This is a genomic window from Duganella sp. GW822-FHT06D06, from assembly GCF_058799615.1.
Window position 1 is genome coordinate 71,197 of sequence record NZ_JBXALQ010000024.1, and the last position, 21,238, is coordinate 92,434.

General features: G+C 66.8%; 20 protein-coding genes and 1 pseudogene. 5 read left to right on the forward strand and 16 right to left on the reverse strand.

Annotation, left to right across the window (positions count from 1 at the left end; translation table 11 throughout):
* Window positions 1-10: 10 nt before the first annotated feature.
* Window positions 11-1,000, forward strand: coding sequence for an HD-GYP domain-containing protein (locus AC1RMD_RS28910; RefSeq protein WP_492931915.1), 990 nt, complete (start codon window positions 11-13; stop codon window positions 998-1,000).
* Here the strand turns inward: AC1RMD_RS28910 and AC1RMD_RS28915 are convergent.
* The 16 genes from AC1RMD_RS28915 to AC1RMD_RS28990 form a co-directional block, all read right to left on the reverse strand.
* Complete coding sequence (locus AC1RMD_RS28915) at window positions 997-2,082, reverse strand: tetratricopeptide repeat protein (RefSeq protein ID WP_492931917.1); 1,086 nt, start codon at window positions 2,080-2,082, stop codon at window positions 997-999. The genes AC1RMD_RS28910 and AC1RMD_RS28915 overlap by 4 nt on opposite strands.
* Window positions 2,079-2,972 carry an ExeA family protein gene (locus AC1RMD_RS28920; RefSeq protein ID WP_492931919.1) on the reverse strand — a complete coding sequence of 298 codons (894 nt, stop codon included), beginning with the start codon at window positions 2,970-2,972 and terminating at the stop codon, window positions 2,079-2,081. The genes AC1RMD_RS28915 and AC1RMD_RS28920 overlap by 4 nt, the downstream gene beginning before the upstream one ends.
* Window positions 2,973-4,778, reverse strand: a complete 1,806-nt coding sequence (mshL, locus tag AC1RMD_RS28925) for a pilus (MSHA type) biogenesis protein MshL (RefSeq protein ID WP_492931921.1) — start codon at window positions 4,776-4,778, stop codon at window positions 2,973-2,975.
* The gene (locus AC1RMD_RS28930) at window positions 4,775-5,146 is read right to left on the reverse strand and encodes an MSHA biogenesis protein MshK (protein ID WP_492931923.1); all 372 of its coding nucleotides are present in this window, start codon (window positions 5,144-5,146) and stop codon (window positions 4,775-4,777) included. Before AC1RMD_RS28930 ends, mshL (AC1RMD_RS28925) begins: the two co-directional genes overlap by 4 nt.
* Complete coding sequence (locus tag AC1RMD_RS28935; RefSeq protein ID WP_492931925.1) at window positions 5,131-5,928, reverse strand: type II secretion system protein M; 798 nt, start codon at window positions 5,926-5,928, stop codon at window positions 5,131-5,133. The genes AC1RMD_RS28930 and AC1RMD_RS28935 overlap by 16 nt, the downstream gene beginning before the upstream one ends.
* Window positions 5,925-6,581: an MSHA biogenesis protein MshI gene (locus tag AC1RMD_RS28940; RefSeq protein WP_492931927.1), complete on the reverse strand. Its 657-nt coding sequence runs from the start codon at window positions 6,579-6,581 to the stop codon at window positions 5,925-5,927. The genes AC1RMD_RS28935 and AC1RMD_RS28940 overlap by 4 nt, the downstream gene beginning before the upstream one ends.
* Window positions 6,578-7,516: an agglutinin biogenesis protein MshI gene (locus AC1RMD_RS28945; RefSeq protein ID WP_492931929.1), complete on the reverse strand. Its 939-nt coding sequence runs from the start codon at window positions 7,514-7,516 to the stop codon at window positions 6,578-6,580. Before AC1RMD_RS28945 ends, AC1RMD_RS28940 begins: the two co-directional genes overlap by 4 nt.
* Window positions 7,517-7,664: 148 nt before the next feature.
* Window positions 7,665-10,805 (reverse strand): DUF6701 domain-containing protein, encoded by a 3,141-nt coding sequence (locus AC1RMD_RS28950; protein ID WP_492931931.1) that lies wholly within the window; start codon window positions 10,803-10,805, stop codon window positions 7,665-7,667.
* A gap of 10 nt (window positions 10,806-10,815) precedes the next feature.
* Window positions 10,816-11,253, reverse strand: coding sequence for an agglutinin biogenesis protein MshP (locus AC1RMD_RS28955; protein WP_492931933.1), 438 nt, complete (start codon window positions 11,251-11,253; stop codon window positions 10,816-10,818).
* Window positions 11,250-12,080, reverse strand: a complete 831-nt coding sequence (locus AC1RMD_RS28960; RefSeq protein ID WP_492931935.1) for a prepilin-type N-terminal cleavage/methylation domain-containing protein — start codon at window positions 12,078-12,080, stop codon at window positions 11,250-11,252. The genes AC1RMD_RS28955 and AC1RMD_RS28960 overlap by 4 nt, the downstream gene beginning before the upstream one ends.
* A complete protein-coding gene (locus AC1RMD_RS28965) occupies window positions 12,077-12,610 on the reverse strand; it encodes a type IV pilus modification PilV family protein (protein ID WP_492931937.1) in 534 nt (177 codons plus the stop codon). Before AC1RMD_RS28965 ends, AC1RMD_RS28960 begins: the two co-directional genes overlap by 4 nt.
* Before the next feature lie 25 nt (window positions 12,611-12,635).
* Window positions 12,636-13,151 carry an MSHA biogenesis protein MshC gene (locus AC1RMD_RS28970; RefSeq protein WP_492931939.1) on the reverse strand — a complete coding sequence of 172 codons (516 nt, stop codon included), beginning with the start codon at window positions 13,149-13,151 and terminating at the stop codon, window positions 12,636-12,638.
* Between the two features lie 66 nt (window positions 13,152-13,217).
* Window positions 13,218-13,667 (reverse strand): type II secretion system protein, encoded by a 450-nt coding sequence (locus AC1RMD_RS28975; protein ID WP_492931941.1) that lies wholly within the window; start codon window positions 13,665-13,667, stop codon window positions 13,218-13,220.
* A gap of 68 nt (window positions 13,668-13,735) precedes the next feature.
* Window positions 13,736-14,245 (reverse strand): type II secretion system protein, encoded by a 510-nt coding sequence (locus tag AC1RMD_RS28980; RefSeq protein ID WP_492931943.1) that lies wholly within the window; start codon window positions 14,243-14,245, stop codon window positions 13,736-13,738.
* A gap of 26 nt (window positions 14,246-14,271) precedes the next feature.
* Complete coding sequence (locus tag AC1RMD_RS28985; protein ID WP_492931945.1) at window positions 14,272-15,516, reverse strand: type II secretion system F family protein; 1,245 nt, start codon at window positions 15,514-15,516, stop codon at window positions 14,272-14,274.
* A 1-nt stretch (window position 15,517) separates the two neighbouring features.
* Window positions 15,518-17,224, reverse strand: a complete 1,707-nt coding sequence (locus AC1RMD_RS28990) for a GspE/PulE family protein (RefSeq protein WP_492931947.1) — start codon at window positions 17,222-17,224, stop codon at window positions 15,518-15,520.
* 165 nt (window positions 17,225-17,389) lie between these two features.
* Between AC1RMD_RS28990 and AC1RMD_RS28995 the strand changes: the two genes are divergently transcribed.
* The 4 genes and pseudogenes from AC1RMD_RS28995 to AC1RMD_RS29010 form a co-directional block, all read left to right on the forward strand.
* Window positions 17,390-18,106: an ABC transporter ATP-binding protein gene (locus tag AC1RMD_RS28995; RefSeq protein ID WP_492931949.1), complete on the forward strand. Its 717-nt coding sequence runs from the start codon at window positions 17,390-17,392 to the stop codon at window positions 18,104-18,106.
* A 2-nt stretch (window positions 18,107-18,108) separates the two neighbouring features.
* A complete protein-coding gene (locus AC1RMD_RS29000) occupies window positions 18,109-19,026 on the forward strand; it encodes an ExeA family protein (protein ID WP_492931951.1) in 918 nt (305 codons plus the stop codon).
* Between the two features lie 63 nt (window positions 19,027-19,089).
* The gene (gene mshL, locus AC1RMD_RS29005) at window positions 19,090-20,931 is read left to right on the forward strand and encodes a pilus (MSHA type) biogenesis protein MshL (RefSeq protein ID WP_492931953.1); all 1,842 of its coding nucleotides are present in this window, start codon (window positions 19,090-19,092) and stop codon (window positions 20,929-20,931) included.
* Window positions 20,928-21,238 (forward strand): annotated as a pseudogene (locus tag AC1RMD_RS29010) (tetratricopeptide repeat protein); the annotation flags it as partial. The gene mshL (AC1RMD_RS29005) and the pseudogene AC1RMD_RS29010, both read left to right, overlap by 4 nt.

Here is a 21,238-nt window from a genome sequence, read left to right on the forward strand (position 1 = left end):
GACGAGAATCATGGCCGATACCAACCAGGCGGACGCACCGCTGATCGCGGGCGAGTTCGCCGAACAAGAGCCGCCGCCGTCGGTGCTGCACCTGCTCAACCAGTCCAACCGCCAGCTGGAGCGCTTGCTGCAAAACCTGCGCAACGAACACAACGCCGAAAGCGAATTGCGCGACATCGCGCGCGACGTGATCCACGCGGTCGACCTCAATCCGGACATCGCGCTGGCCTGCATCTTCCTGTGCCAGATCGCCGGCAGCTACGCGGTGCGCCATTGCATCGAGACGGCGGTGGTGGTGGTGGTGATCTCACGCAGCCTCAACAAGAGCGCCAGCGAAACCCTGACCGTGACGGCGGCCGCGCTGACCATGAACGTCGGCATGCTGCGCCACAACGACACCTTCCAGAACAAGAACACCCCGCTGAACAACGAGGAAATGTCCATCGTCCGCCGCCATCCGGAGGAAAGCGTGGACATGCTCAAATGCGCCGGCATCCAGGACGACGAGTGGATTTCCTGCGTGCTGCTGCACCACGAGAATGATGAAGGCAGCGGCTATCCGGCCGGCGTCGCCAGTCCGGAGGTGACGCAGAACGCCAAGCTGCTGAGCCTGGCCGATCGCTATTGCGCGCAGGTGTCGGCCCGCAATTACCGCCGTTCCATCCTGCCCAACCTGGCCTTGCGCAACCTGATCGACGACAAGGTGGCGCCGGTCGACACCATGCTGGTGCAGGTGTTCCAGCGCGAGCTGGGCGATTTCCCGCCGGGCTCGCTGGTGCGTTTGCAAAGCGGGGAGATCGGCGTGATCAGTCGTCGTCCGGGTGGCGCCGAAGGGGTGCTGATCCACTGCCTGCGCGACCCGTCGGGCGCGGTGTTATCGCCGGCTCCGCTGCGTAGCGCCACCGACGAGGCCGGCGCGATAGCCGAAGCGCTGAGCGAGGATGAGGCTTCGATCCGCTTCAGCATGAAACAGATCTGGGGCCAGCAGGCCAGTCTCTAACGCGACAGGGAATCGATCTTGCGGTCGATGAAGACTTGCAGCTCCGGCGACAGGCCGTTCGATGCGCGGGCGCGGCGATAGGCTTCGCGCGCTTCCGGCAGGTGCATGTCGGCTTGCAGCGAGATGCCCAGCCCCATCCACCAGACGCCGTTGCGCGGCGCCAGCTTGAGCGCCTCGCGATAATATTGCGCCGCTTCGGTGTGGCGCTGTTCGCGTTGCAGCACGCCGGCCAGGAAGGCCTGGTACTCGGCGCTGCTGCCGGCGTACGGCAAGGTCGTCATCAAGGTTTCCAGCGCCGGACCGCCCTTCTCCAGCTGCAAACGGGCCAGCACCATCGCCAGGCCGGGCTGGCGCGGATCGATGCCCAGCGCCAGGCGCAACTGGCGCACGGCGTCGTCATTGCGTTTCTGTTCCAGCAGCAGGCTGATGTTGGTCTGGCGCGCGGCTTCGTTGCGCGGATCGATTTCCAACGCGCGGTCGAGATCGGCCAGCGCGGCGCTGATGCGGCCTTCCTGCAGGGCCACCAGCGCGCGGCGATAGGTGTTTTCCGCCATCTGCTGCGGGCTGATGTCGTGCGTGATCGTGCCGACGCCGGGCGTCTCGTCGGCGCTGCGCGTGGCCACCTGGCGCGGCGGCTTGCGTTCAGCTGGCGCTGCGGTGGACTTGCGTTCGGCTGGCGCTGCGGTGGACTTGCGTGGCGCGGCTTCGGCCGGCGCTGCTTCCGGCATCGCCGCGACTTTGGCGGCTGGCGGCGCGCGCTCGGCGGCAGGGGCTGGCGCGCTCGCTTCAGCGGGCGCCGCTGCGGGCGCGGGAGCGGGAGTCGCTGCCGGCGGCTTGGCTGGCGCGGCAACCACGACAGCCGGCTGGGCGGCAGCCACGCGATGCGCCTGCCAGTACTCCCAGCCATACCAGCCGCCGCCCACCACCACCACTGCCACCAACACCAGCACGCCGCCGATCACCAACGGCCGCTTGTCGCGCACCTGTCCGCTCACCGCGTGCAATTGCTGCTGGCGCAATGCGCCATCGCTCGCCCCGCCGCGCGCATCCAGGTCCTGCAACATTTTATTAATCAAACTCATTTAGTCAACGCCCAAGTCAGGCCGCATGCGGCGATCAGCAAACTGACGCCGGCCATCAGCCATTGCCACTGCAAGCCCGCCCTCGACGGCACGGTATCGGCCGCCGCCATATCCACATGACGACGCGTCACCTGCTGCTTGCCTTCGCCGAAGCATAGCATCAACGACTTGTTTGCCATAATGTTCACAAGCCGCGGTATGCCGCCGCTGGCCTTGAACAATCGTCCGATCGCGCCGCGGCTGAACAAACGGCTGCCCGTATAGCCCGCCACCCGCAGCCGATGGGCCAGGTAATATTCCAGGTCGTCGCGGGTGAGCGGCCCCAGATGGTAGTGGAAAGTGATGCGCTGCGCCAGCTGGCGAATCGAGTTGGTCTGCAAATGCTGGTTCAGTTCCGGCTGCCCGAACAGCACGATTTGCAGCAGCTTGCGCTTCTCGGTTTCCAGGTTGGTCAGCAGGCGCAGGGCTTCCAGGCTCTCCAATGGGATCGCCTGCGCCTCGTCCAGGCACATCACCACCTGCTTGTCCTCGCGCGCCAGGTCCATCAGGCGCAGGGTCAGCGACTTCAGCAACTGATGCTGGTCGACGTCGCGCTGCAAGGGCAGCTCCAGTTCATCGGCCAGCGCCAGCATCAGCGTGCGCGGCTCCAGGTAGGGATTGGGGATGTAGGCGGTGACAAAACCCGGCCCCAAGGTCGCCATGAATTTGCGGCACAGCAGCGTCTTGCCGGTGCCGACTTCGCCAGTGATCTTGATGAAGCCCTCGCCACTGCGCGCCGCCACCAGCAGCGTGTTGAGCGCCTGCTGCGAATGCGGGCTGGTGAAGAAGAAGCTGGTGTCAGGCGTGATCCCGAACGGCATCTCGCCCAAGCCAAAGTGGGCCTGGTACATTTATTTGCGTCCTCCCGCAGGCGGCGGCGCCAGTTGCTGGACCCGGCGGCTGGCGTCGTCGAGATCCTGCGCATAACTGGCCGCGCCATCGACGATGGTGGGCTTGATCAACACCACCAGCTCGCGTTTCTGCGTGCTGCGTTCGGTGTTACGGAACAAGGCGCCGACCACCGGCATACTCCCGAGGCCCGGCGCCTGGCTGTTGTCGTCGACGCTGGACTGGCGCATCAGGCCGCCGATGGCGACGATGCGCCCGTCCTGGCCGCGCACCATGCTGTCCATTTCCGATGTGCTCGACGCCGCCAGCGGCAGTTGCAGCGAGCCGGCGCTGCCCAGGTTGACGATCTTGTTCACGGTCGACACCTGGCTGACCGACGGATGCACGTGCAGCATGATGTTGCCTTCGTCGTCGATCTGCGGCGTCACGTCCAGCACCACGCCGGAGAAGAACGGCTGCAAGGTCACGTTCGGGCTGGTGGTGTTGCCGCTGACGTTGGAGTTGGTGGTGGTGCTGACCCCGGTCACATAAAACTCGTCGGTGCCGATCTTCAGCACGGCCTTCTGGTTGTTCATGGTCGCGATGCGCGGGCTGGACAGCACGTGCACCGAGCCCTGCGACTCCAGGAAGGAAATCATGGCGGCGAAATTACTGGTCTGGAACGCCAGGCCGAACAGCGAGCCGGCGTTGTTGGCGGCGTTCACCAGCGTGGAACCGGCAATCGCCGAAATGCCCGCCGTGCCGCCGCTGGTGATCACCGCCGGCTGGCCGCCGGCCGCCGGCAGCGGCGCCAGGCCGGTGCCCGGCGCCAGGAAGCCGCCCGACAGGCGATTGCTGCCGCCGCCGCCGAACGAGGCGAAGCTGGCCCAGTTGATGCCGCTCTGGAAGCCGCTGTTGAGCTGCACTTCGAGGATCTTGGCCTCCAGGATCACCTGGCGCTCGACGGCCAGGCGGGTCGCCTTCAGATACTGGTCGACGCTGCGCAGCTGCTCCGGCAAGGCGCGCACCACCACCACGCCCGACTGCGGGCTGATCACCACGCTGCGGCCTTCGCCGACGCCGCCGACCAGGGCCACCAGCGCCTCCTTCAGCTCGGTCCAGAAGTCGGTGGCCGACGAGGTCTTGACGTTGCTCGAGTCCTCCATCGCATACTGCTGGCTGCCCTGCCCCTGGCCCTGCGGCTGATTGCCCTGACTGCCGCCGCTACCGCTATTGCCGCTCTGGCCCGACACCACCGAGCCCACCGTGTTCACCGACGTCGACGACACCCGCACATTGGACGTGCCCTTGCGCGAGGCGCTCAGGTAGTTGACCTGGAAGATGCGGGTCTGCATCGTCAGCGGCCGGATGTAGATGCGCGTGCCTTCCACCTTGTAGTCGTAGCCGTACATCTCGCGCACCGCGTCGAGCGCCTCGAACAGCGTCACGTCTTTCAGGTTGGCGGTCACGGTGCCGCTGACGTCAGGGTGGATCAGCATGTTGTAGCGCGTGCCGGCCGCGATGGAATTGTAGAACTGCTGCACCGGCACCTGGTTGAAGGACACATTGAAACGCTCCTCCATCACCGCGCGCGCCTTGGGCAGTTCGGCCGCCATGGTCGCCGCCGACGGCGGCAGCAGCGCCGCCTCCACCGCCGCCGAACTGGCGGACTGGGCGTGGGCACTGGCGGCGGCGGCGCGCACCTGCTGGTCGATGGTGTCGTAGGTGTCGCGCGGCGCCTGGGTCTGGCACCCCGCCAGCGCGCCGGCCGCGCCTAGCATGCCGGCCCATCGCATCAGTTGGTGCAGGGAGTGATTACGTTTGCTCATTTGTTTTTCCCTGTAGGGTCTGCGGCCTCGGCCGGTTTGGGAAACAGGGTCAGGGTTTCCAGATTCTTGCCGCGGCGGAGGACCACCGAATTGTCGTTGATGCGTTCCAGCAGCGCGTCGCCGACCTTGCCGCCGGTGCGCACGGTGGCGCCGTCGATCACGGCCAGCCGCCGGCCGCCGGGTGCGCGGCCGATCAGGATCGATTGCAGCCGCGGTCCGGCCGCGACGCCATCCGCCGCTGCCGCGCTTTCGGGTGCGGCCATCATGGCCGGAGGGCGGGTCGGGTCGGCCAGCTTTTGCGCGGACGCCGGCAGCGCCAGCATCAGCGGCAGCAGCCATGTCAGCCGGCGGTTCATAGCGCTATCCATTTCGGGTCCAGGCTCAGGGTGTACAGGGTCAGCGTCAGCCGCGCCTGGGGAAATTGTCCGGCATCGAGCGCGGCGGCGCCCCATAGCAGCTGGGTAGGCAGGGCCTCCAGCGCTTCCAGGTAATCGATCATCTCCAGGTAGCTGCCTTGCAGCACCAGTTGCACGCCGTGACGGTACAGCAGCGGCGCGGGCGCGGCCGGTGCCGCGGCTGGCGCGCCGACAGGCGCGGCGGCGGCGGGCTGCTGCTTGACCGACGCGGCGGCCGCCTGCACGATGGCGGCCGGCGTCAGTTGCGGCGCCGCGGCCGGCCGCGCCGGCGCCGGTTCGGCCGCGTCCAGCGCGGCGAACGTGCCGTCCACCGTGCCTTGCGGCGGCAGCGTCTTCAACGACACCAGGCGCAGCTTGCCGTGGCCCTGCACCATTTGCTGCAACAACGCGCCCATGCGGTCCGGTGCGACCAGGCCCTTTTGCGCGCTGCGCAGCTTGGCGCGCAAGTCGGCGCTTTGCTGCTGCAACGCGGCCAGCCGCTCGCGCACTTCGCGGTCGGGGTCGCGGCGGGCGGCCGCATCGAGTTGCGCCAGTTCGGAATCGATGCCGCTGATCTGCACCCGCTGCTGCAGCATGGTCGCGCGCAAGCTGCGCTGGCGCGTGTAGGCCGGGTCCAGCACCAGCTGGAACGCCAGGTACACCAGCATCGCCGCCGTCGCGCCCACCACCATCAGGCGCTCGCGCGGGCTCAGCGCCATCAGCCAGGTATCGAATCTGATCCAATAGGCTTTCATGGACGCTCCACCTTGCCGCGCTCGCCGGCGGCGGCCGACTGCAGGTTGAATTCCACATAGCGCGGCGGCGCGACTGCTCCGGCTGCGGCAGCCTCGGGGGCAGGCTTGGGTTCATTCATTTCCAGCTGGCCGAAGCTCTTGCCGCGCAATACGGCCTCGCTGGCCAGGCCGTTCAGGTAGCCCGGCAGCAGGCTGGCCTTGAGCGCCCGCCCCTGCAAGCCGATCGCATCGCCGCTGCCCTGGATGGTGACGCCGGTCAGCCACAAGCCTTCCACGCCGCGCCGCGCGAAGGCGCGGAAGTAGGCCGAATAGCCGCGCGTCGCGCCCGGCTGTCCCTGCTCCAGTATCGCGGCCACTTGCTGCAGATTGCGGTATTGCGCGCCGGTGTGGTCCAGTTCCTGTTGCAGCGCTTCGCTCTTGCGCGGCGCCACGAAGGCGGCGGTGGCGGCGCTCCGGCGCGCTTCGCCGCGGTCCAGCCCGGCCTTGACCGTGGCGGCCTCGCGCTCCAACGTCGCCAGCTCGGCCTTGGCCATCACCGACATGCCGATCAGGCCGAGCACCAGCACGCCGAGTCCGGCCGCCAGCATCGGTGTACCGGCATAGTTGGTCTTGCGCTGGGTACCGGCGTTGAACAGGTTGATTTGCTGACTCATGCGCTCACCTGCTCGCGCAAGGCCGCGCCCAGGGTGCGCAGGAAGCCGGCCTGCTGCGCAGGATCTTGCAATACCGGCGCCTGCTCCAGGTCCAGCACGCTTGCCAGGTCCAGCTGTTCCACTGGCAGGTAGAGATTGGTGGCCAGGTAGGCGCGCAAGGCGCCCTCGCCCACCGGCGCCAGCATCAGCTTGGCCACGGCGACGGACGAGAACTGCCGCTCGAAGTGGTCCAGCGAACGTTGCAGCTCCAGCGTGATGCGGTCATGCAGATGCTGCAGGCGGTCCGGGTCGGGATCGAGCAGCTGGTTCAACGTGATGTCGATGCGGCGCGCCAGATAGAGTTCGGCTTGATAGCTGATGGTCAGCAGGCCGCCGTCGGCGTCGAAGGCCAGCAGCGCCAGGCCGCGCCCTTCCGGCTCCAGCAGGGCCGAGATATTCCGCTGCGCCATTTCGCCGATGTCGATGGCCGACAGCGCGATCTTGCTGTCGGCGAACAGTTGCTGGTACGGCAGCAGCACGCTGTTGCGGGCCGCCACCGCGAACGCCTGGCGCGCATGGTTGGAGCCGGTGGCCTGCGGCACCATCGCCATGTCCAGCGTGGCTTGCTCCAGCGGGAAATCGATCATGTCCTTGACGCGCCAGCCCAGCGCGGTTTTCATTTCCGCGTCCGGCACATTGGGCGCCTCGACCATCAGCAACTGGTAGCCGCCGGCGCCGAGCAGCGTGGTGCAGCGATAGCGGGCAGCATGCAATTCCTTGCCCAGGCGCGCCAGGCTGGCGCCGGCCTGGTCGGCCTGGCCGGGATAGGAAGCGGCCAGCAACACACGCGGCAAGCCGTCGGCGCGGCGCTCGATCGCCGCCGCCTGCACGCCGTCCGCCGTCAGGCCGATCGCCAGCCAGCCGTTCTTCTTTTCCGCTTTTCCAAATAAACGCATCGATTGTCTCAAATGATTAAGCACGAGATTCACTAATCGCCGCACGTCGTTGATTATATTCAAGTTTCATTGCACAACCGCGCCAATTTCCGGCCCCGCCTCCAGTTTGCCCTCTTATTGCTCGGAACCCAAATAAAGTGACGCGGATTCAATACACTTCCCGCAAGAAAATCACCGGGCTGCGATAAACACCGAAGGTTACCCGCCCCTGGCTGGTCGGCAGCCAGACCGGCCCGTTGATGACGGTGACGTTGGCGCCGCTCTTGCCGGCGGTGCTGCCGGCCTTCAGCGCGGTGGTGGCACTGCCGGTCAACATCGTCAATGACGGCGCCGAATTGGGCGCCAGCGCCGGACAGGCCAGCAGGCAGCTCGCGTATTGAAAGTTCGTCGCCGGCGTCAACACGGTCACGCTGTCGCTGGCGTTGTTGCGCCAGGCCAGCACGGTGGCGCCGCCGACGGTGCTCTGGCCGTAGTACTGCGCGCCCAAGGCCAGCGCCACCGACAGGCTGGACGAGCCGTAGGCGTTCGGCACATACAGGCGCCCCGCCACCACCGCCACGCCGTCTTCGGCCGCGCCGCTGCGCAGCGAAGTGACGCCGTCGTTGGGGGTGCCGGTCTCGCTGGCGCGCACATACATCATGGTCGGCGGCACCCAGTTGTTGGCGTACGGCGCGGTGGCGACAAAGGCGTTGGGCAAGGTGTAGACCGGGCTGGCGCTGGCCACGCCCATGAGAAAATCGGCGGCGGCGATGTTGTTGGCGCTCAGCGCCGAACCGGCCGGCGCGGCCGGCGGATTGGCGGTGGTGGTGCTGCCGGGCGCCGACCAGGCCGACAGCTGCACCGCGCGCGCCAGCGTGCGCCGGTAGTTGAGCGTGACGCCCCCTTGCACGTTACGCGCCGTCACCGTGGTCGCCAGGGGCTGGCGCGAATATGCCATCCCGGTCACTGAAACCGGACAACTCATGCCGGTCGGATCGCAGGCCATCAGGCCAGTCAGCACCGTATCGAAATGGTCCGGCACAAAGCGCCCGACGTTGGCCCCGACTTGCGGCACGTCGCCGGTGCCAAGATAACTCGGCTTGGCAGGGGCTGCCGCGTAGATTGTCGGCGTGATCTCCAACACTCCCACGTCGGCGTAAGAAAACGCATTGCCGCTGGCGCTGCCGCCGCTAAAGGCGCCCAGGCTGCCGCTCAAAATGAGTTCGGCCTCGGGATCGGTGGGGTCGAGCGGGTTGGGCGGATCATCCTGGCCGGCGTGCATGTCGTCCAGCCGGTCGCCGCTCTGGTCCCGGGCGGCCTTGGTGATCAGCTGGATCTGCACCGGCGTGCTCTCCCTGCCGAAATTGGGCGCCGCCGCGCCGCCATACATCAGCGCGCTCACCGTCAGGCCGAACGGCGTGCCGGCACTGACGAACTTGGCGTCGGTGGCGGAAGCCGGGCTGCCGGCGTGGTTGGACGACGGCGCGACCAGCACCAGCCGCTCGGGCCTTTCGACGAACGGCCCGGTGGTGCCAAAGCGGGCCGTGTTGTCGCTGACCAGAAACTCGACGCGGCCCACGTCGGCGTAACGGAAATTGTACTGGCTGGCCGAACTGGCCTTGCCGCCGGTCATGACCACATTGTTCAGGCCGGTCCAGGCGGACGACGTCTGCGCCGGCACCGCGCCGGACCCCGCGCACAGCGGCAAGGTGCTGGTGCCGCCGCCGACCTTGGTGAAAGTGGCGCGCACACCGGCATCCTGGATCGGGTCGTGGCAGGACAAGGCATATTTGACCTGGATCGTGCTGTCCGAGTTCGACAGCGCGGTCGGCACGTTCGACACCACGAAAGTCAGGTACACCGGAATGTCCTTGTTGGCCAGGTATTGCACGGTGGTGAAATCGACCAGCTTGCACGGTTGCCCCGCATCGCCGAACGCCAAACCGTTCTCGCACGCCAGGTCGGTGAAGACATAGCTCGGTGTGAACGCCGCCCCGCCCACCAGCGAACTGACGGTCGAGGTGTCGTTGCCGTCGTAGTAGTCGAACAGCTGGCCGCTGACGGTGGCGCTGTTGGTGACCAGGCCGCTGGCCGCCGCGGCCGTGGTCACCCGCAACGTGATCGGCGGCAGCGTGACGCCGGCCGCCATCGCGCCGCTGTAGGTGCAGGTGAGCGTCTGTCCGGCCATGCCGCAGGTCCAGCCGGTGCCGGTGGCGCTGGAAAAGATCAACGCCGCCGGCAACACATCGACCACCTTGGTCGGGCCGCCCTCGGCCAGCGGGCCGTTGTTGCTGACGCTGATGATGTAGTTGCTGACCTGCGAAGGCTGCAGCGGCGTCTGCAAGGTCATCGAGATGGCGCGGTCGGCCGCCGGCACGTTGGGCGCGGCGATCACCTCGGCGCTCATCAGCACCAGGTCCTGGCCGGACTGGTAATCGCTGCGGGCCGAGGTCTGGCCGGCCTTGATGGTCGGCGACGCGACGGTGTAGGCGTCGAAATCGATGCCGTAGGATTTGGTGTCGCCGTCGATGTTGGAGACCGAGTTGAACTGGTTGCCGGACGGGTTGAGCGCGTCGACCATCTCGACGCTGTTGTAGCGCAGGATTTCGCCGCCGCCCGACAGCGTGGTATCGCCCTCCCAGGTGATGTGGCCGATCTTGCCGGTCAGGCTGCCGATCGGCGTCGGGATCTTGAAGTTGGCCAGCGTCAGCGTCACGGCGGAGCTGCGGATGTACTGGAAGCCTTCGTAGACATTGAGCACCCGGAACGTTTCACCGGGATCGGAGTACACCACCAGCAGCTGGAAGCCGCCCAGCACGCCCTGCACCGCGCAGTAGGGACTGCCGCTGTTGATGGCCAGGTCGTCGATCTTGTAGTTGCCGTTGCCCTTGGCCACCACCTGCGCCGTCACATCCGCCGCGCCGGCAAAAAAGTCATAGCCCACCGTGGCCGAGGTGTAGCGGCGGTTGCTCGGTGCAGACACCGCGTCGCCGTCGAAGCTCACGTCGTAATCCGGGATCGATCTGGAGCCGGCCCAGTACAGCTGGGCGCTGAGGATGGTGGCGCCGTGCGGCACGCCGGACAGCTTCAGCTGCTGCTGGCCGTTTTTAAGATCGCAGGGACCGCTGTCGTTGTCCTTGGCGCGCAAGGTGGTCTGGGCGCCGGTGAAGCTGACGTTGCCGGCAAAGCTCTTGAACAGGGTGATCGGCGAATCGGCGCGCGCCGGCGCGGCCAGCAGGCAGCACAGCAGCGCCAGCAGACAGGCCGGCCAGCGCGGCGCGGGGTTCAGGATTTGGATGGTCGCTCGCATGCCGGCCTCCTCAGAACTGCGCCGTGACCGTGCGCTGGACATAGTCCGGGCTGGTGGGCGCGGGGTTAGGACAGACGCCGGCGGCCGGCTGGTTGCAGGCGATGGCCGTGACGGTGGTCTGGTTCATGCCCGCGCCCATGCCGGGCGTGGCGTTGACCGTGCACAGCACCGTCACGGTGAAGCTCGACAAGGTTCCGCCCAGCGCGAAGCTGCGGTTGGCCACGCAACTGCCGTTGATCTGCTGCTGGTACAAGCCGTACTCTACACCGGCGCGCGACGCCTCGTAGGCGCGCGCGCCCAGCAAATCCAAGGCCGAGCTGGTCTGCTGGGCGGTGGTCAGGCTCATCACCGCCACGCCCAGCGCCGCCAGCACCACCACCAGGAACAGCGCGGTGACGATGGAAAAGCCGGCGGCGATCCGGCGCGGCAGTCGGCGCAGCGGCGTCATGGCGTGTTATCCAGGTGAACCTGGCGCACCAGGCTGATGCTCTCGCCATTGCTGCGCGACAGCGTCAGCGACACGCCGACCAGCGCCGCGTTGGTGTTGGCCAGTACCGAATAGTCGAAGCCGCAGGCGGTGACGAATTTGGCCAGCAAGGCCGGCGCGCCGAACGGCGGCGCGCCCAGCCCGTTCAGGCCGATGATCTGGTTGGTGAAGTTGCGCGTCAGCGTGCCGCCGCCGGCGGCCGGCGCGCACGTGTAAGTCACGGTGCCGCTGACCACCTGGAAGCGATTGCTCGGCGACGGCATCGATGGCGCCTGCGTGGCGAACGGATTGTTGGCCATGGTGATGCGGGTGCCGTTGACCGCCGTCACGCGCGCGATATTGCCGAAGGTGCGGGCGTCGGCCGGCGCCGTGCCGACGTTGAACACGGCGATCCAGTCATTGACCTGGACGCCCAAGCGGCCGCTGGGCGCGACGCCGGCCATATTGAACGACAGGCTGGCGGCCGGGCTGAAATCGAGCGGCAGCAACGCGGCCGGCGGCGAATCGCTGACGTCGATGTAGCGCCCGCCTATCCTGGTCAGCAGGAACTGCAAGGTCCTGCGGTCGGCCGAGACCAGCACGCTGTTGGGCAGCGCCAGCCGCAGCTCGCGCGTCATGCGGCGCAGCGTCAGGTCGGCAACGTCGGTCATCTCGCCGCGCGCGGCGGTGTCGATGTAGCTCTGCACCGGCGTCTTGAGGAACACCGCCACCATGCCGGACAGGATGCCGGTCACCACCATGACGACGATGACTTCCACCAGCGTAAAGCCGCGGGCGCGCTGATTCATAGCGACCTCGGCGCATAACGGGTGCGGTAGCCGTCCAGCACCACGTCGTCGCCACCGCCGCTGTAGTGCACGGTGACGGTGATGCGCAGCACTCTCATATTCTCAGGCACAGCGCCGTCGGAAGCGATCTGCGCGCCCGCCGGACCGAGGTTGCCATCCGCGACGACCGCGACGGTGGCGGTGTAGCCCGCCGGGAAGGAATTGCCGGCGGCGTCGTTGCTATAGATGCCGGCGTAGTCGCTGACGTTGTCGAACGGGCGGCTATTGTTGGGTTCCGGGCCTAGCCCTTCTACGATCGAGCAATCGGCCGTGCTCTGCGTGGCCGGAAGCTCGGCCTTCGGATCATTGCCGTCGCAAAAGGTGAAACGCGCCAGCCGGACTTCTTCCATCATCCCTTCGGCAATGGCCAGCGCCTGCTTGCGCCGCATCGGGTCGGGACTGGCGCGCGCGCCGATGTCGAAGATATGCAGCACCCCCACCACCGCGATACTGACGATGACGATAAACATCACCAGCTCAATCAGGCTCACGCCCGATTGTGCGCGCCGGGAGGGTTTAAAAGACATAGCCGGTTACCGGGGTGACGGTGACGTTGTGGGTAGCGCCGTCGCCGGTGACGGCCAGCGTCAGCGCGACGAAGTTGGAAGTTATCGCTTGCGGCGCGTCATTTCCGGCAAACGGCTGGCCGGTAGGATCGAAAAAGAAGGTGGCGGCGCCCGAGACCGCCAGGCCGTTGGGCACGCCTTCGCAAGCCCAGTTGCCGACGCCGCCGCAATTGGCCAGCGTAACGCTGCTGCCGCTATTGGCGCCGCCCGGCGCCGTCACGCGCGTGCCGCACGCGAGGTCGTAGCACAGCGCCACGCTATTGCCGTTCAAGCGCACAAAGACATTGCGGCTCTGGGCGATGGAGACTTTCTGGCCGTAGCGCAGCATGGCGCGCAACTGGTCGGTGTAGGCCGCGGCGTCAAAGCCCTGGCGCTGGAAGAAGCGCGGCGCGGCAATCCCGCCCAATATGCCAAGCACCACCATGATCGTGATCAACTCGACCAGCGTGAAACCGCCCGGACTCATGGACCGGGGGCATCGCCGCAGCGCCGGCGCCATCACGCCACTCCCTGCCCGGTCATCGCCGGTGGATTAGCAGCTGTCGCCGGTGGGCGCGGCCGACACCGCGCCGGTCGCCTCGGTATAGGTGACGCTGCAGCCGATGTGCCCCGAGTCGGCGCTCAGCACGCCGGTGGTAGCAAACGCCGTGGTGTGGTAATCGGCGAATCCGCCGCCGCCGACCAACATGCCGGCGTTGGTCGGGAAACCGGTCGCGTTCATGACCACAGTCGATTCGAAGGTGATGGAGGCGGGGGAGCCGGCCGCCAGCCAGCGGCCATGGTACATATTGGACGCGCTGATGATGGCGGCGCGCGCGGCGTTCATCTTGGCCGCGCGTGCGTCGCCGCCCAGATTGGCAAATTTTGGCAGCGCGGTGGCGGCCAGGATGCCCAGGATGACGATCACGACAATCAGCTCGATCAGCGTGAAGCCGCCTTGCTGTGACCGGCTACGGAAAACGCTCGCTTGTGGGGTATGCATATAAATCTCCAGACCTGGCTAAGAAAAGTTCATCAACGCCCTTCTGCGGCAGAGAGCGGCAGCGGCAATTATTCGGGGACTTCGTTTAGCGCGATACCAGGATCAGTTCCCGGCTGGCGCCCTGCATTGGCGTTTTTTGAGGGCAAGCGCAGTGATTCTACCTTGAAACAAATATTCTTTGAGGCACCATTTAACAAATTCTCTTGCCCGTCCCTCACGAATATCAGCTTTTGTTGCGCCAGATCAAAATACCAGTTGCCAGCTTTAACACTTTTTGCCGCGTCCGGCGTCAATTCGCCGGCGTAGTTGCTTGGCAAGCGCTCCAGCCAAGCCACCGGATTGGCGCCGGCCAACGCCGCGATATCCTGCTCCTTGCCCTGCGCCTGCAAGGCCATCACCTTGCCGGCCAAGGCACTACGCATATTAATCACCAACGCCTGCACGCCGGCCTCGTCGCCGGCGCGGCGGTAATACGCCACCCGCTCCAGCGCCACCATCATCAACAGGCCGAAAATGCAGGCCACCACGGCGAACTCGAACAGCGTGAAACCCGCAGCCCGCCGTCGTTGTGGCCGCACAACACTGCCGGGTCCCGGGCGCCCCATCAGTGCGGCAACGCCACTTTGCCCAGATCCCAGATCGGCACGAAGATGCCCAGCGCCAGCACCAGCACCAGCATGCCGAGGAAAGTGATCAGGATCGGCTCGATTTGCGCGGCCAGCGTTTTCAACTCGTAGTCGACCTCGCGCTCGTACATCTGGGCGATCTCGTCCATCAGGTCATCGAGCGACCCGGACTCCTCGCCCACCGCGATCATCTGCAGCACCACCGGCGTGAACACCTTGGCCGCCGTCGAGGTGCGCAGGATGCTGTCGCCGCGCTCGACGCCGTCGCGCATCTGCTCGACGCGCGAGCACAGGTAGGCGTTGTCGACCGTCTGCGACACCACCGTCAGCGCCTGCACGATGGGCACGCCGCTGCGGCTCGACAGCGAGAAGCTGCGGGCGAAGCGCGCCATCGTGGCTTTGTGGATGATCTTGCCGGCGATGGGGAACTTCAGCTTGTGGCGATCCCACTGGAAACGGCCGGCGCTGGTATTGACCCAGTAACGGAAGCCGAACACCGCGCCCACGCCGGCCACCAGCAGCTGCGGCCAGTAATCGACGGTGAAGCGGGAACTGCCGATCAGCAGGCGCGTCATCAGCGGCAATTCGGCGTGAAAGCTCTCGAACACCTTGACGAACTGCGGGATCACGAAGATGTTGACGATCACCATCGCGATGATCATGGCGACGATGACGAAGATCGGATAGCGGGTGGCGCTCTTGACGCGGGCGCGCATTTCGCGGTCGAACTCCAGGTGGTCGAACAAGCGCAGGAACACTTCCTCCAGGCGGCCGGTCATCTCGCCCACCCGCACCATCGACAGGTAAAAATCGTTGAACACGGTGGGATGGCGCCGCATCGCCGCCGACAGTTCGCGGCCGGCGTCGAGCGACTCGCGCAGGTCCCTGAGCACCTTGCCGAACGACTTGCTGATCGCCGACTCCTGCAAGCCGGCCAGCCCGCGCATGATGGGCACGCCGGACTTGAGCAGCGTGTACATCTGGCGGCTGAACAACTGCACATCCATCGAGGTCACCTTTTTTTCCAGCAGCGTGCTCCACCAGGCCGCGCCTCCGGCACCGCCGCCCGCGCCGGTGACGGCCTTGTTGGTCAGCGCGATCTCGACCGGAATGGCGCCGGCACTGCTCAGGTGATTGGCCACGGCGTTGCTGTCGGCCGCCTCCAGCACGCCCTGCATCAGCTCGCCGCGCGCGCTGCGCGCCTTGTAGGCATAGAACGGCACGTTACTCCTCCGTCTGGTTGCTGATGCGCATCGCCTCGGCCACCGTGGTGCGGCCCTGTATCACCAGCGCCACCGCATGCCGGCGCAGGGTATCGCCGGCCATCTGCGCCGCCGCCGTGCGCAGGAAATGCGAGGGATCGGGGTCGTTGGCGGCATCGACCACGTCGCGCGTCATTTCCAGCAGCTCGTACACACCGGTACGGCCGCGATAGCCCATGCCATTGCAATGCGAACAACCCTTGCCATGGAAGTAGCGCGCCTTGTCCACCTTGTCGTGCAACTCCATGCGCAGCCACTCGTGCTCGGTCGGCGTCAGCTCGTACGGCGTGGTGCAGCTTTCGCAGATCACCCGCACCAGCCGCTGCGCCAGCACCGCTTGCAGCGAGCTACCCACCATGTAGCGCGGCACGCCCATGTCCATCAGGCGCAGCGGCGTGCTGGCCGCGTCGTTGGTGTGCAGGGTCGATAATACCAAGTGTCCGGTCATGGCGGCGCGCAAACCGATCTGGGCCGTTTCCTGGTCGCGCATCTCGCCCACCAGCACGATGTCCGGGTCTTGCCGCAGCGCCGAGCGCAGCACGCGGGCGAAGCTCAGCTCGATCTTGTCGTTGACCTGCACCTGGTTGATGCCGGGCAGCCGGTACTCGACCGGGTCTTCCACCGTGATCAGCTTTTTCTCCACCGAGTTGAGCTCGGCCAGCGCGCAATACAAGGTGGTGGTCTTGCCGCTGCCGGTCGGCCCGGTCACCAGCACCAGGCCGTTGGGGCGCTGGACGATGGCGCGGAACTTGTCCAGGATGGCCTTGGGCATGCCGATCGCGTCCAGCCGCAGCTGGGTGTTGCTCTGGCTGAGCAGTCGCATCACCACCGATTCGCCGTACTGGGTCGGCATGGTGGAGATCCGCACGTCGATGCGCTGGTTCTTCACCCGCACGGCGAAGCGGCCGTCCTGCGGCAGGCGTTTTTCCGAGATGTCGAGGTCGGACATCAGCTTCAGCCGCAGCGCCAGCGACGGCGCGATCTTGATGTCGGCCTCGGTCTGCAGGTGCAGCACGCCGTCGATGCGGAAGCGGATCTGCAGCCGGCCTTCCTGCGGCTCGATATGGATGTCCGAGGCGCGCACCTGGCTGGCGTCGTCGAACACCGACTGCAGCAGCTTGACGATGGGCGCCTCTTCCAGGTTGGCGTTGGCGGCCGCCAGCGCGCCGAAGTCGACCGAGGCGTCGCCGAGGTCCTGCTCCAGCTCGCGCGCCAGGTCGGAGATGTCCTCGGTGCGGCGGTAGACGCGGTCGATCACGCCCAGCACCTCGGTCTCGTTGACCACCGCCAGCTCGATCGGCTGCTTGACGATGCGCACGATCTCGTCGTAGGCGAACAGGTCGGTCGGATCGGACATGCCGACCAGCAGCGCGCCGCGGCGGTCCTCCAGCACCAGCGCGCGGAAGCGGCGGGCCTGGGTTTCCGGCAGCAGCCGGACGATCTCGGGATTGACGTTGAAGAACTTCAGGTTCAGATACGGCACGTTCAGCTGACGCGCCAGCGCGCCGGCGATCTGTTCCTCGGTAACATAGCCGTTTTCGATGAACACCCGGCCCAGCTTGCGCCCGCTGCGCTTCTGCTCGGCCAGCGCCAGGCCCAGTTGTTCCTCCGACAGCAGCTTTTGCTGCACCAAAATTTCCCCAAGCCGCACTTTCTCTGGCCTTGCCATTCCCGCTCCTTGTGATCTCCGCCGCCCGCCGGCTTGCGGCCATTCTAGTGCAGAATCCGGCGCTTGCGAGACTCCGCGCGACAGGGTGTCGCTTTCTTCGCACGAATGCGCTACAGTGTCGTTCGTTTCCCAGCCCGATAGTACAAAGCAAAGCCGCCGCCGCCCATGACCGTTCCTGCCCTGCGCTTCCAGCAAGTCGTCAAACGCTATGGCCAGGCCAGCGTGCTGCAGGGTGTGGACCTGGAACTGCAAGCGGGGGAATGCTTCGGCCTGGTGGGCGTGAACGGCGCCGGCAAGACCAGCCTGATCAAGTGCCTGCTGGATTTCTGCGCGCTCGACGGCGGCGCCATCGACATCTTCGGCCAGCCGCACAGCCGGCCGGCCAGCCGCCAGCCGCTGGGCTTCCTGCCGGAACGCTACACCCCGCCCTACTACCTGAGCGGCGCCGACGTCATCCGCTACCAGTTGACTTTGCAAGGCATGGCCTACGACCCCGCCGCCGTGCACGCCATGCTGGCCGCGCTGGACCTGGACCAGGACGCCCTCAAGCGCACCGTGCGCCACTATTCCAAAGGCATGACGCAGAAACTCGGCCTGGCCGCCTGCCTGCTGGCGCGCAAGCCGCTGTACGTGCTGGACGAGCCGATGAGCGGGCTCGACCCGAAAGCGCGCGCGCTGCTCAAACAACAGCTGCGCCATCTGCACCAGGCCGGCTGCACCTTGTTCTTGACCTCGCACATGCTGGCCGACGTCGACGAACTGTGCGACCGCATGGCCATCCTGCATGCAGGCCGCATCCGCTACGCCGGCTCGCCGGCCGCCTGCCGCAGCCACTACGGCGCGGCCAACCTGGAGCAAGCCTTCCTGGCTTGCATCGCCTGAACATGTACCAATCGCACTTCGGCCTGCGCGAATCGCCGTTCGGCATCACGCCCAATCCGGCCTTCTTTTACGCCGGCAACACCCGCGGCGAAATCCTGCAGGCCTTGCTGTATGCGGTCTGCCACGGCGAAGGCATCGTCAAGGTGACCGGCGAAGTGGGCGCCGGCAAGACCATGCTGTGCCGCATGCTGGAACGCCAGTTGCCGCCCCATGTCGACGTGATCTACCTGGTCAACCCCAACCTCAATCCGCAGGAAGTGCAGTACGCCATCGCCGCCGAGCTGGGCATCGCCGGCCACGGCCTGCGCGTCGACGAGGTCCAGCGCCGCCTGCAGGCGGACCTGATCGCCCGCCACGCCCAGGGCCGCCAGGTGGTGCTGCTGGTCGAGGAAGCCCAGGCCATGCCGCTCGACACGCTGGAGGCGATCCGCCTGCTGACCAACCTGGAGACGGCGCGCAGCAAGCTGCTGCAGATCGTGCTGTTCGGCCAGCCGGAGCTGGACCAGCACCTGGCGCTGGCCAGCATGCGCCAGCTGAAAGAGCGCATCACCCACAGCTTCGAGGTGCCGGCGCTGGCGCCGGCGCTGATCGGCGAGTTCCTCGCATTCCGCTTGCGCGCGGCCGGCCACGACGGCCCCACCGTGTTCAGCCCGGCCGCCGCCAGGCTGATCGCCGAACGTTCCGAAGGCATCGTCCGCCGCATCAACATCCTGGCCGACAAGGCCCTGCTGGCCGCCTACGCGGCCGACGCCAGCGTCGTCAGCGCCCACCACGCGCGCCAGGCGATCCGCGAATCGGCCTTCCACCGGCGCGGTTGGCGGCAAACTTTCCCTTTGCACGCTGTTGCTGTGGGGGCCCTCGCGGCGCTGCTAATTTGGGCGATTTACGGCGCCATCCTTGCGGTAGCACCGAATTTGTAAGATCATGGTGTCTATATTGCAAATACACAACATCCTGCATTCCCCCTGGGCCGGAAAGAAATAATGAAAAGACTCGCCTCCCCCATCGTCCCCATGGTGTGCAGCGTGTTGCTGAGCGCGTGCGCGACCCACACCCTGCCCGTCTCGCCGACCCACGTCACGGAAGCGCCGCGCGCCGCCGGCTCCATCCCCGAACCGGTGCAGCAGAGCGCGGCGCTGCCGCCGCCGGCCGCCACCGCCAAGGTGGAAACCTATAGCGTGACGGTGCACAAGGTGCCGGTGCAGTCGCTGCTGTTCGCGCTGGCGCGCGACGCCGGCCTGAATATCGACATCCACCCCGGCATCGAGGGCAGCGTCACGCTCAACGCGCTGGACCAGACCTTGCCGCAGCTGTTGAACCGCATCCAGCGCCAGGTCGACATGCGGTATGAAATCAACAGCGGCACGCTGACGGTGTTGCCGGACACGCCGGAATGGCGCAATTACAAGGTCGACTACGTCAACATCGCGCGCAGCACCAGCAGCAGCGTCAACATCGCCACCCAGATCTCGACCGCCGGCGGCGGCGGCAGCGGCGGCGGCGGCGCCGCCAATCCGGTGGCCGCCACCGCCGCCGGCGGCCAGCAGCAAAACCCGAGCGCGCCGCCGGCCAACAACGGCGCCAACGGCGGCGGCAACGGCAGCAACAACTCGACCACCGTGGTCAACAACCGGTCCGACAACAATTTCTGGTTCAGCCTGGAAAAGAACATCCGCGACATGCTGCGCGCCTCCAACCTGGCCGACAACCCGGTCGACCCGCTGGCCGCGCCGGCGGCGGTGGCGGCGCAGTCCAACGGCCCGCCGGCGACGTCGGCCGAGAGCAGCCCCTTCGGCGCCCGCGCGGCCAGCCCCCAGAACGGCGCGTCGGTCATCGTCAACGCCGAGGGCGGCCTGATCGCCGTGCGCGCGACCGGCCGCCAGCATGCCAAGATCCGCGAATTCCTCGACATCGTGCTGGGCGCGGCCAAGCGCCAGGTGCTGATCGAGGCCACCATCATCGAAGTGCGGCTGAGCGACCAGTACCAGCAGGGCATCAACTGGCAATCGCTGGCCAAGGGCGGCCTCAAGCTCGGCCAGGGCGCGGCGGGCCAGGTCACCATCCCCACCGCCACCAATCCCGGCGTGTTCCTGCTGAACTACACCAACCCGACCAGCCGCCTGGGCAATATCGCCGCCACCATCGAGCTGCTTGAATCGTTCGGCAAGGTCAAAGTGCTGTCCAGCCCCAAGATCAGCGTGCTCAACAACCAGACCGCGCTGTTGAAGGTGGTCGACAACAACGTCTTCTTCTCGATCAAGGTCACGCCTGCGGTGCTGGGCTCGACCGGCACGCCGATCTCGCAGGCCACCTACGAGTCGCGCCTGGAGACGGTGCCGGTCGGCTTCGTCATGAGCGTGACGCCGCAGATCTCCGACGCCGACGAGGTCACCCTCAACGTGCGCCCGACCATCACCCGCATCGTCGGCTATGTCAACGATCCGAACCCGGACCTGGCCAAGGCCAACGTGGTCAGCAAGGTGCCGGTGATCCAGGCGCGCGAGCTGGAGTCGCTGATGAAGGTGTCGAGCGGCCAGATCGCCGTCATGGGCGGCCTGATGCAGGACTCGGTCGACAACGCCAAGGACGGCGTGCCCGGCCTGAGCAGCGTGCCGCTGCTGGGCAACCTGTTCGCCCACCGCAACGAGACCGCCACCAAGACCGAGCTGGTGATCTTCATGCGGCCGGTGGTGGTCAAGGACGCCAGCGTCAACGGCGACTACAAGGATTACCGCTACCTGTTGCCGGGCGAAGTGCCCGACAAGGCGCCCTACCCGGTGCCGGCCCCGGCTTCCGCCCCCAACGCCAAGGCGAACGGATCATGAGTCTACTAATGCAGGCGCTCAAGAAGGCCGAACGCGCCAAACAAGGTTCGGCCAGCGAAGACGAGGTCGACAAGCCGTCGGAAGCGTTCGACGCCATCCTGGCGCTGACGCCGGACGCGGCGCAGGCCGCCGCGCAGGCGCCGGCCCGCAGCGAACCGCGGCTCGACCTCGATCCGCTGGCCGGCCTGAGCCTGGAGCCGATGGCGCCGGCCGCCAGCCTGGCGCCGCGCCCGACGCCCGACCCGCTGCCCGCGCCCAGCGACCATCAGCCGGCCGGCCTGACGCTGGACCTGGCGCCCGACCCGGC

What these genes read in the sequence shown, in the direction of transcription:
- AC1RMD_RS28910 (WP_492931915.1), top strand. Translation starts at nt 11, where the DNA reads ATGGCCGATACCAACCAGGCGGACGCACCGCTGATCGCGGGCGAGTTC.
- AC1RMD_RS28915 (WP_492931917.1), bottom strand. Translation starts at nt 2,082, where the DNA reads ATGAGTTTGATTAATAAAATGTTGCAGGACCTGGATGCGCGCGGCGGG.
- AC1RMD_RS28920 (WP_492931919.1), bottom strand. Translation starts at nt 2,972, where the DNA reads ATGTACCAGGCCCACTTTGGCTTGGGCGAGATGCCGTTCGGGATCACG.
- mshL (WP_492931921.1), bottom strand. Translation starts at nt 4,778, where the DNA reads ATGAGCAAACGTAATCACTCCCTGCACCAACTGATGCGATGGGCCGGC.
- AC1RMD_RS28930 (WP_492931923.1), bottom strand. Translation starts at nt 5,146, where the DNA reads ATGGATAGCGCTATGAACCGCCGGCTGACATGGCTGCTGCCGCTGATG.
- AC1RMD_RS28935 (WP_492931925.1), bottom strand. Translation starts at nt 5,928, where the DNA reads ATGAAAGCCTATTGGATCAGATTCGATACCTGGCTGATGGCGCTGAGC.
- AC1RMD_RS28940 (WP_492931927.1), bottom strand. Translation starts at nt 6,581, where the DNA reads ATGAGTCAGCAAATCAACCTGTTCAACGCCGGTACCCAGCGCAAGACC.
- AC1RMD_RS28945 (WP_492931929.1), bottom strand. Translation starts at nt 7,516, where the DNA reads ATGCGTTTATTTGGAAAAGCGGAAAAGAAGAACGGCTGGCTGGCGATC.
- AC1RMD_RS28950 (WP_492931931.1), bottom strand. Translation starts at nt 10,805, where the DNA reads ATGCGAGCGACCATCCAAATCCTGAACCCCGCGCCGCGCTGGCCGGCC.
- AC1RMD_RS28955 (WP_492931933.1), bottom strand. Translation starts at nt 11,253, where the DNA reads ATGACGCCGCTGCGCCGACTGCCGCGCCGGATCGCCGCCGGCTTTTCC.
- AC1RMD_RS28960 (WP_492931935.1), bottom strand. Translation starts at nt 12,080, where the DNA reads ATGAATCAGCGCGCCCGCGGCTTTACGCTGGTGGAAGTCATCGTCGTC.
- AC1RMD_RS28970 (WP_492931939.1), bottom strand. Translation starts at nt 13,151, where the DNA reads ATGAGTCCGGGCGGTTTCACGCTGGTCGAGTTGATCACGATCATGGTG.
- AC1RMD_RS28975 (WP_492931941.1), bottom strand. Translation starts at nt 13,667, where the DNA reads ATGCATACCCCACAAGCGAGCGTTTTCCGTAGCCGGTCACAGCAAGGC.
- AC1RMD_RS28990 (WP_492931947.1), bottom strand. Translation starts at nt 17,224, where the DNA reads ATGGCAAGGCCAGAGAAAGTGCGGCTTGGGGAAATTTTGGTGCAGCAA.
- AC1RMD_RS28995 (WP_492931949.1), top strand. Translation starts at nt 17,390, where the DNA reads ATGACCGTTCCTGCCCTGCGCTTCCAGCAAGTCGTCAAACGCTATGGC.
- AC1RMD_RS29000 (WP_492931951.1), top strand. Translation starts at nt 18,109, where the DNA reads ATGTACCAATCGCACTTCGGCCTGCGCGAATCGCCGTTCGGCATCACG.
- mshL (WP_492931953.1), top strand. Translation starts at nt 19,090, where the DNA reads ATGAAAAGACTCGCCTCCCCCATCGTCCCCATGGTGTGCAGCGTGTTG.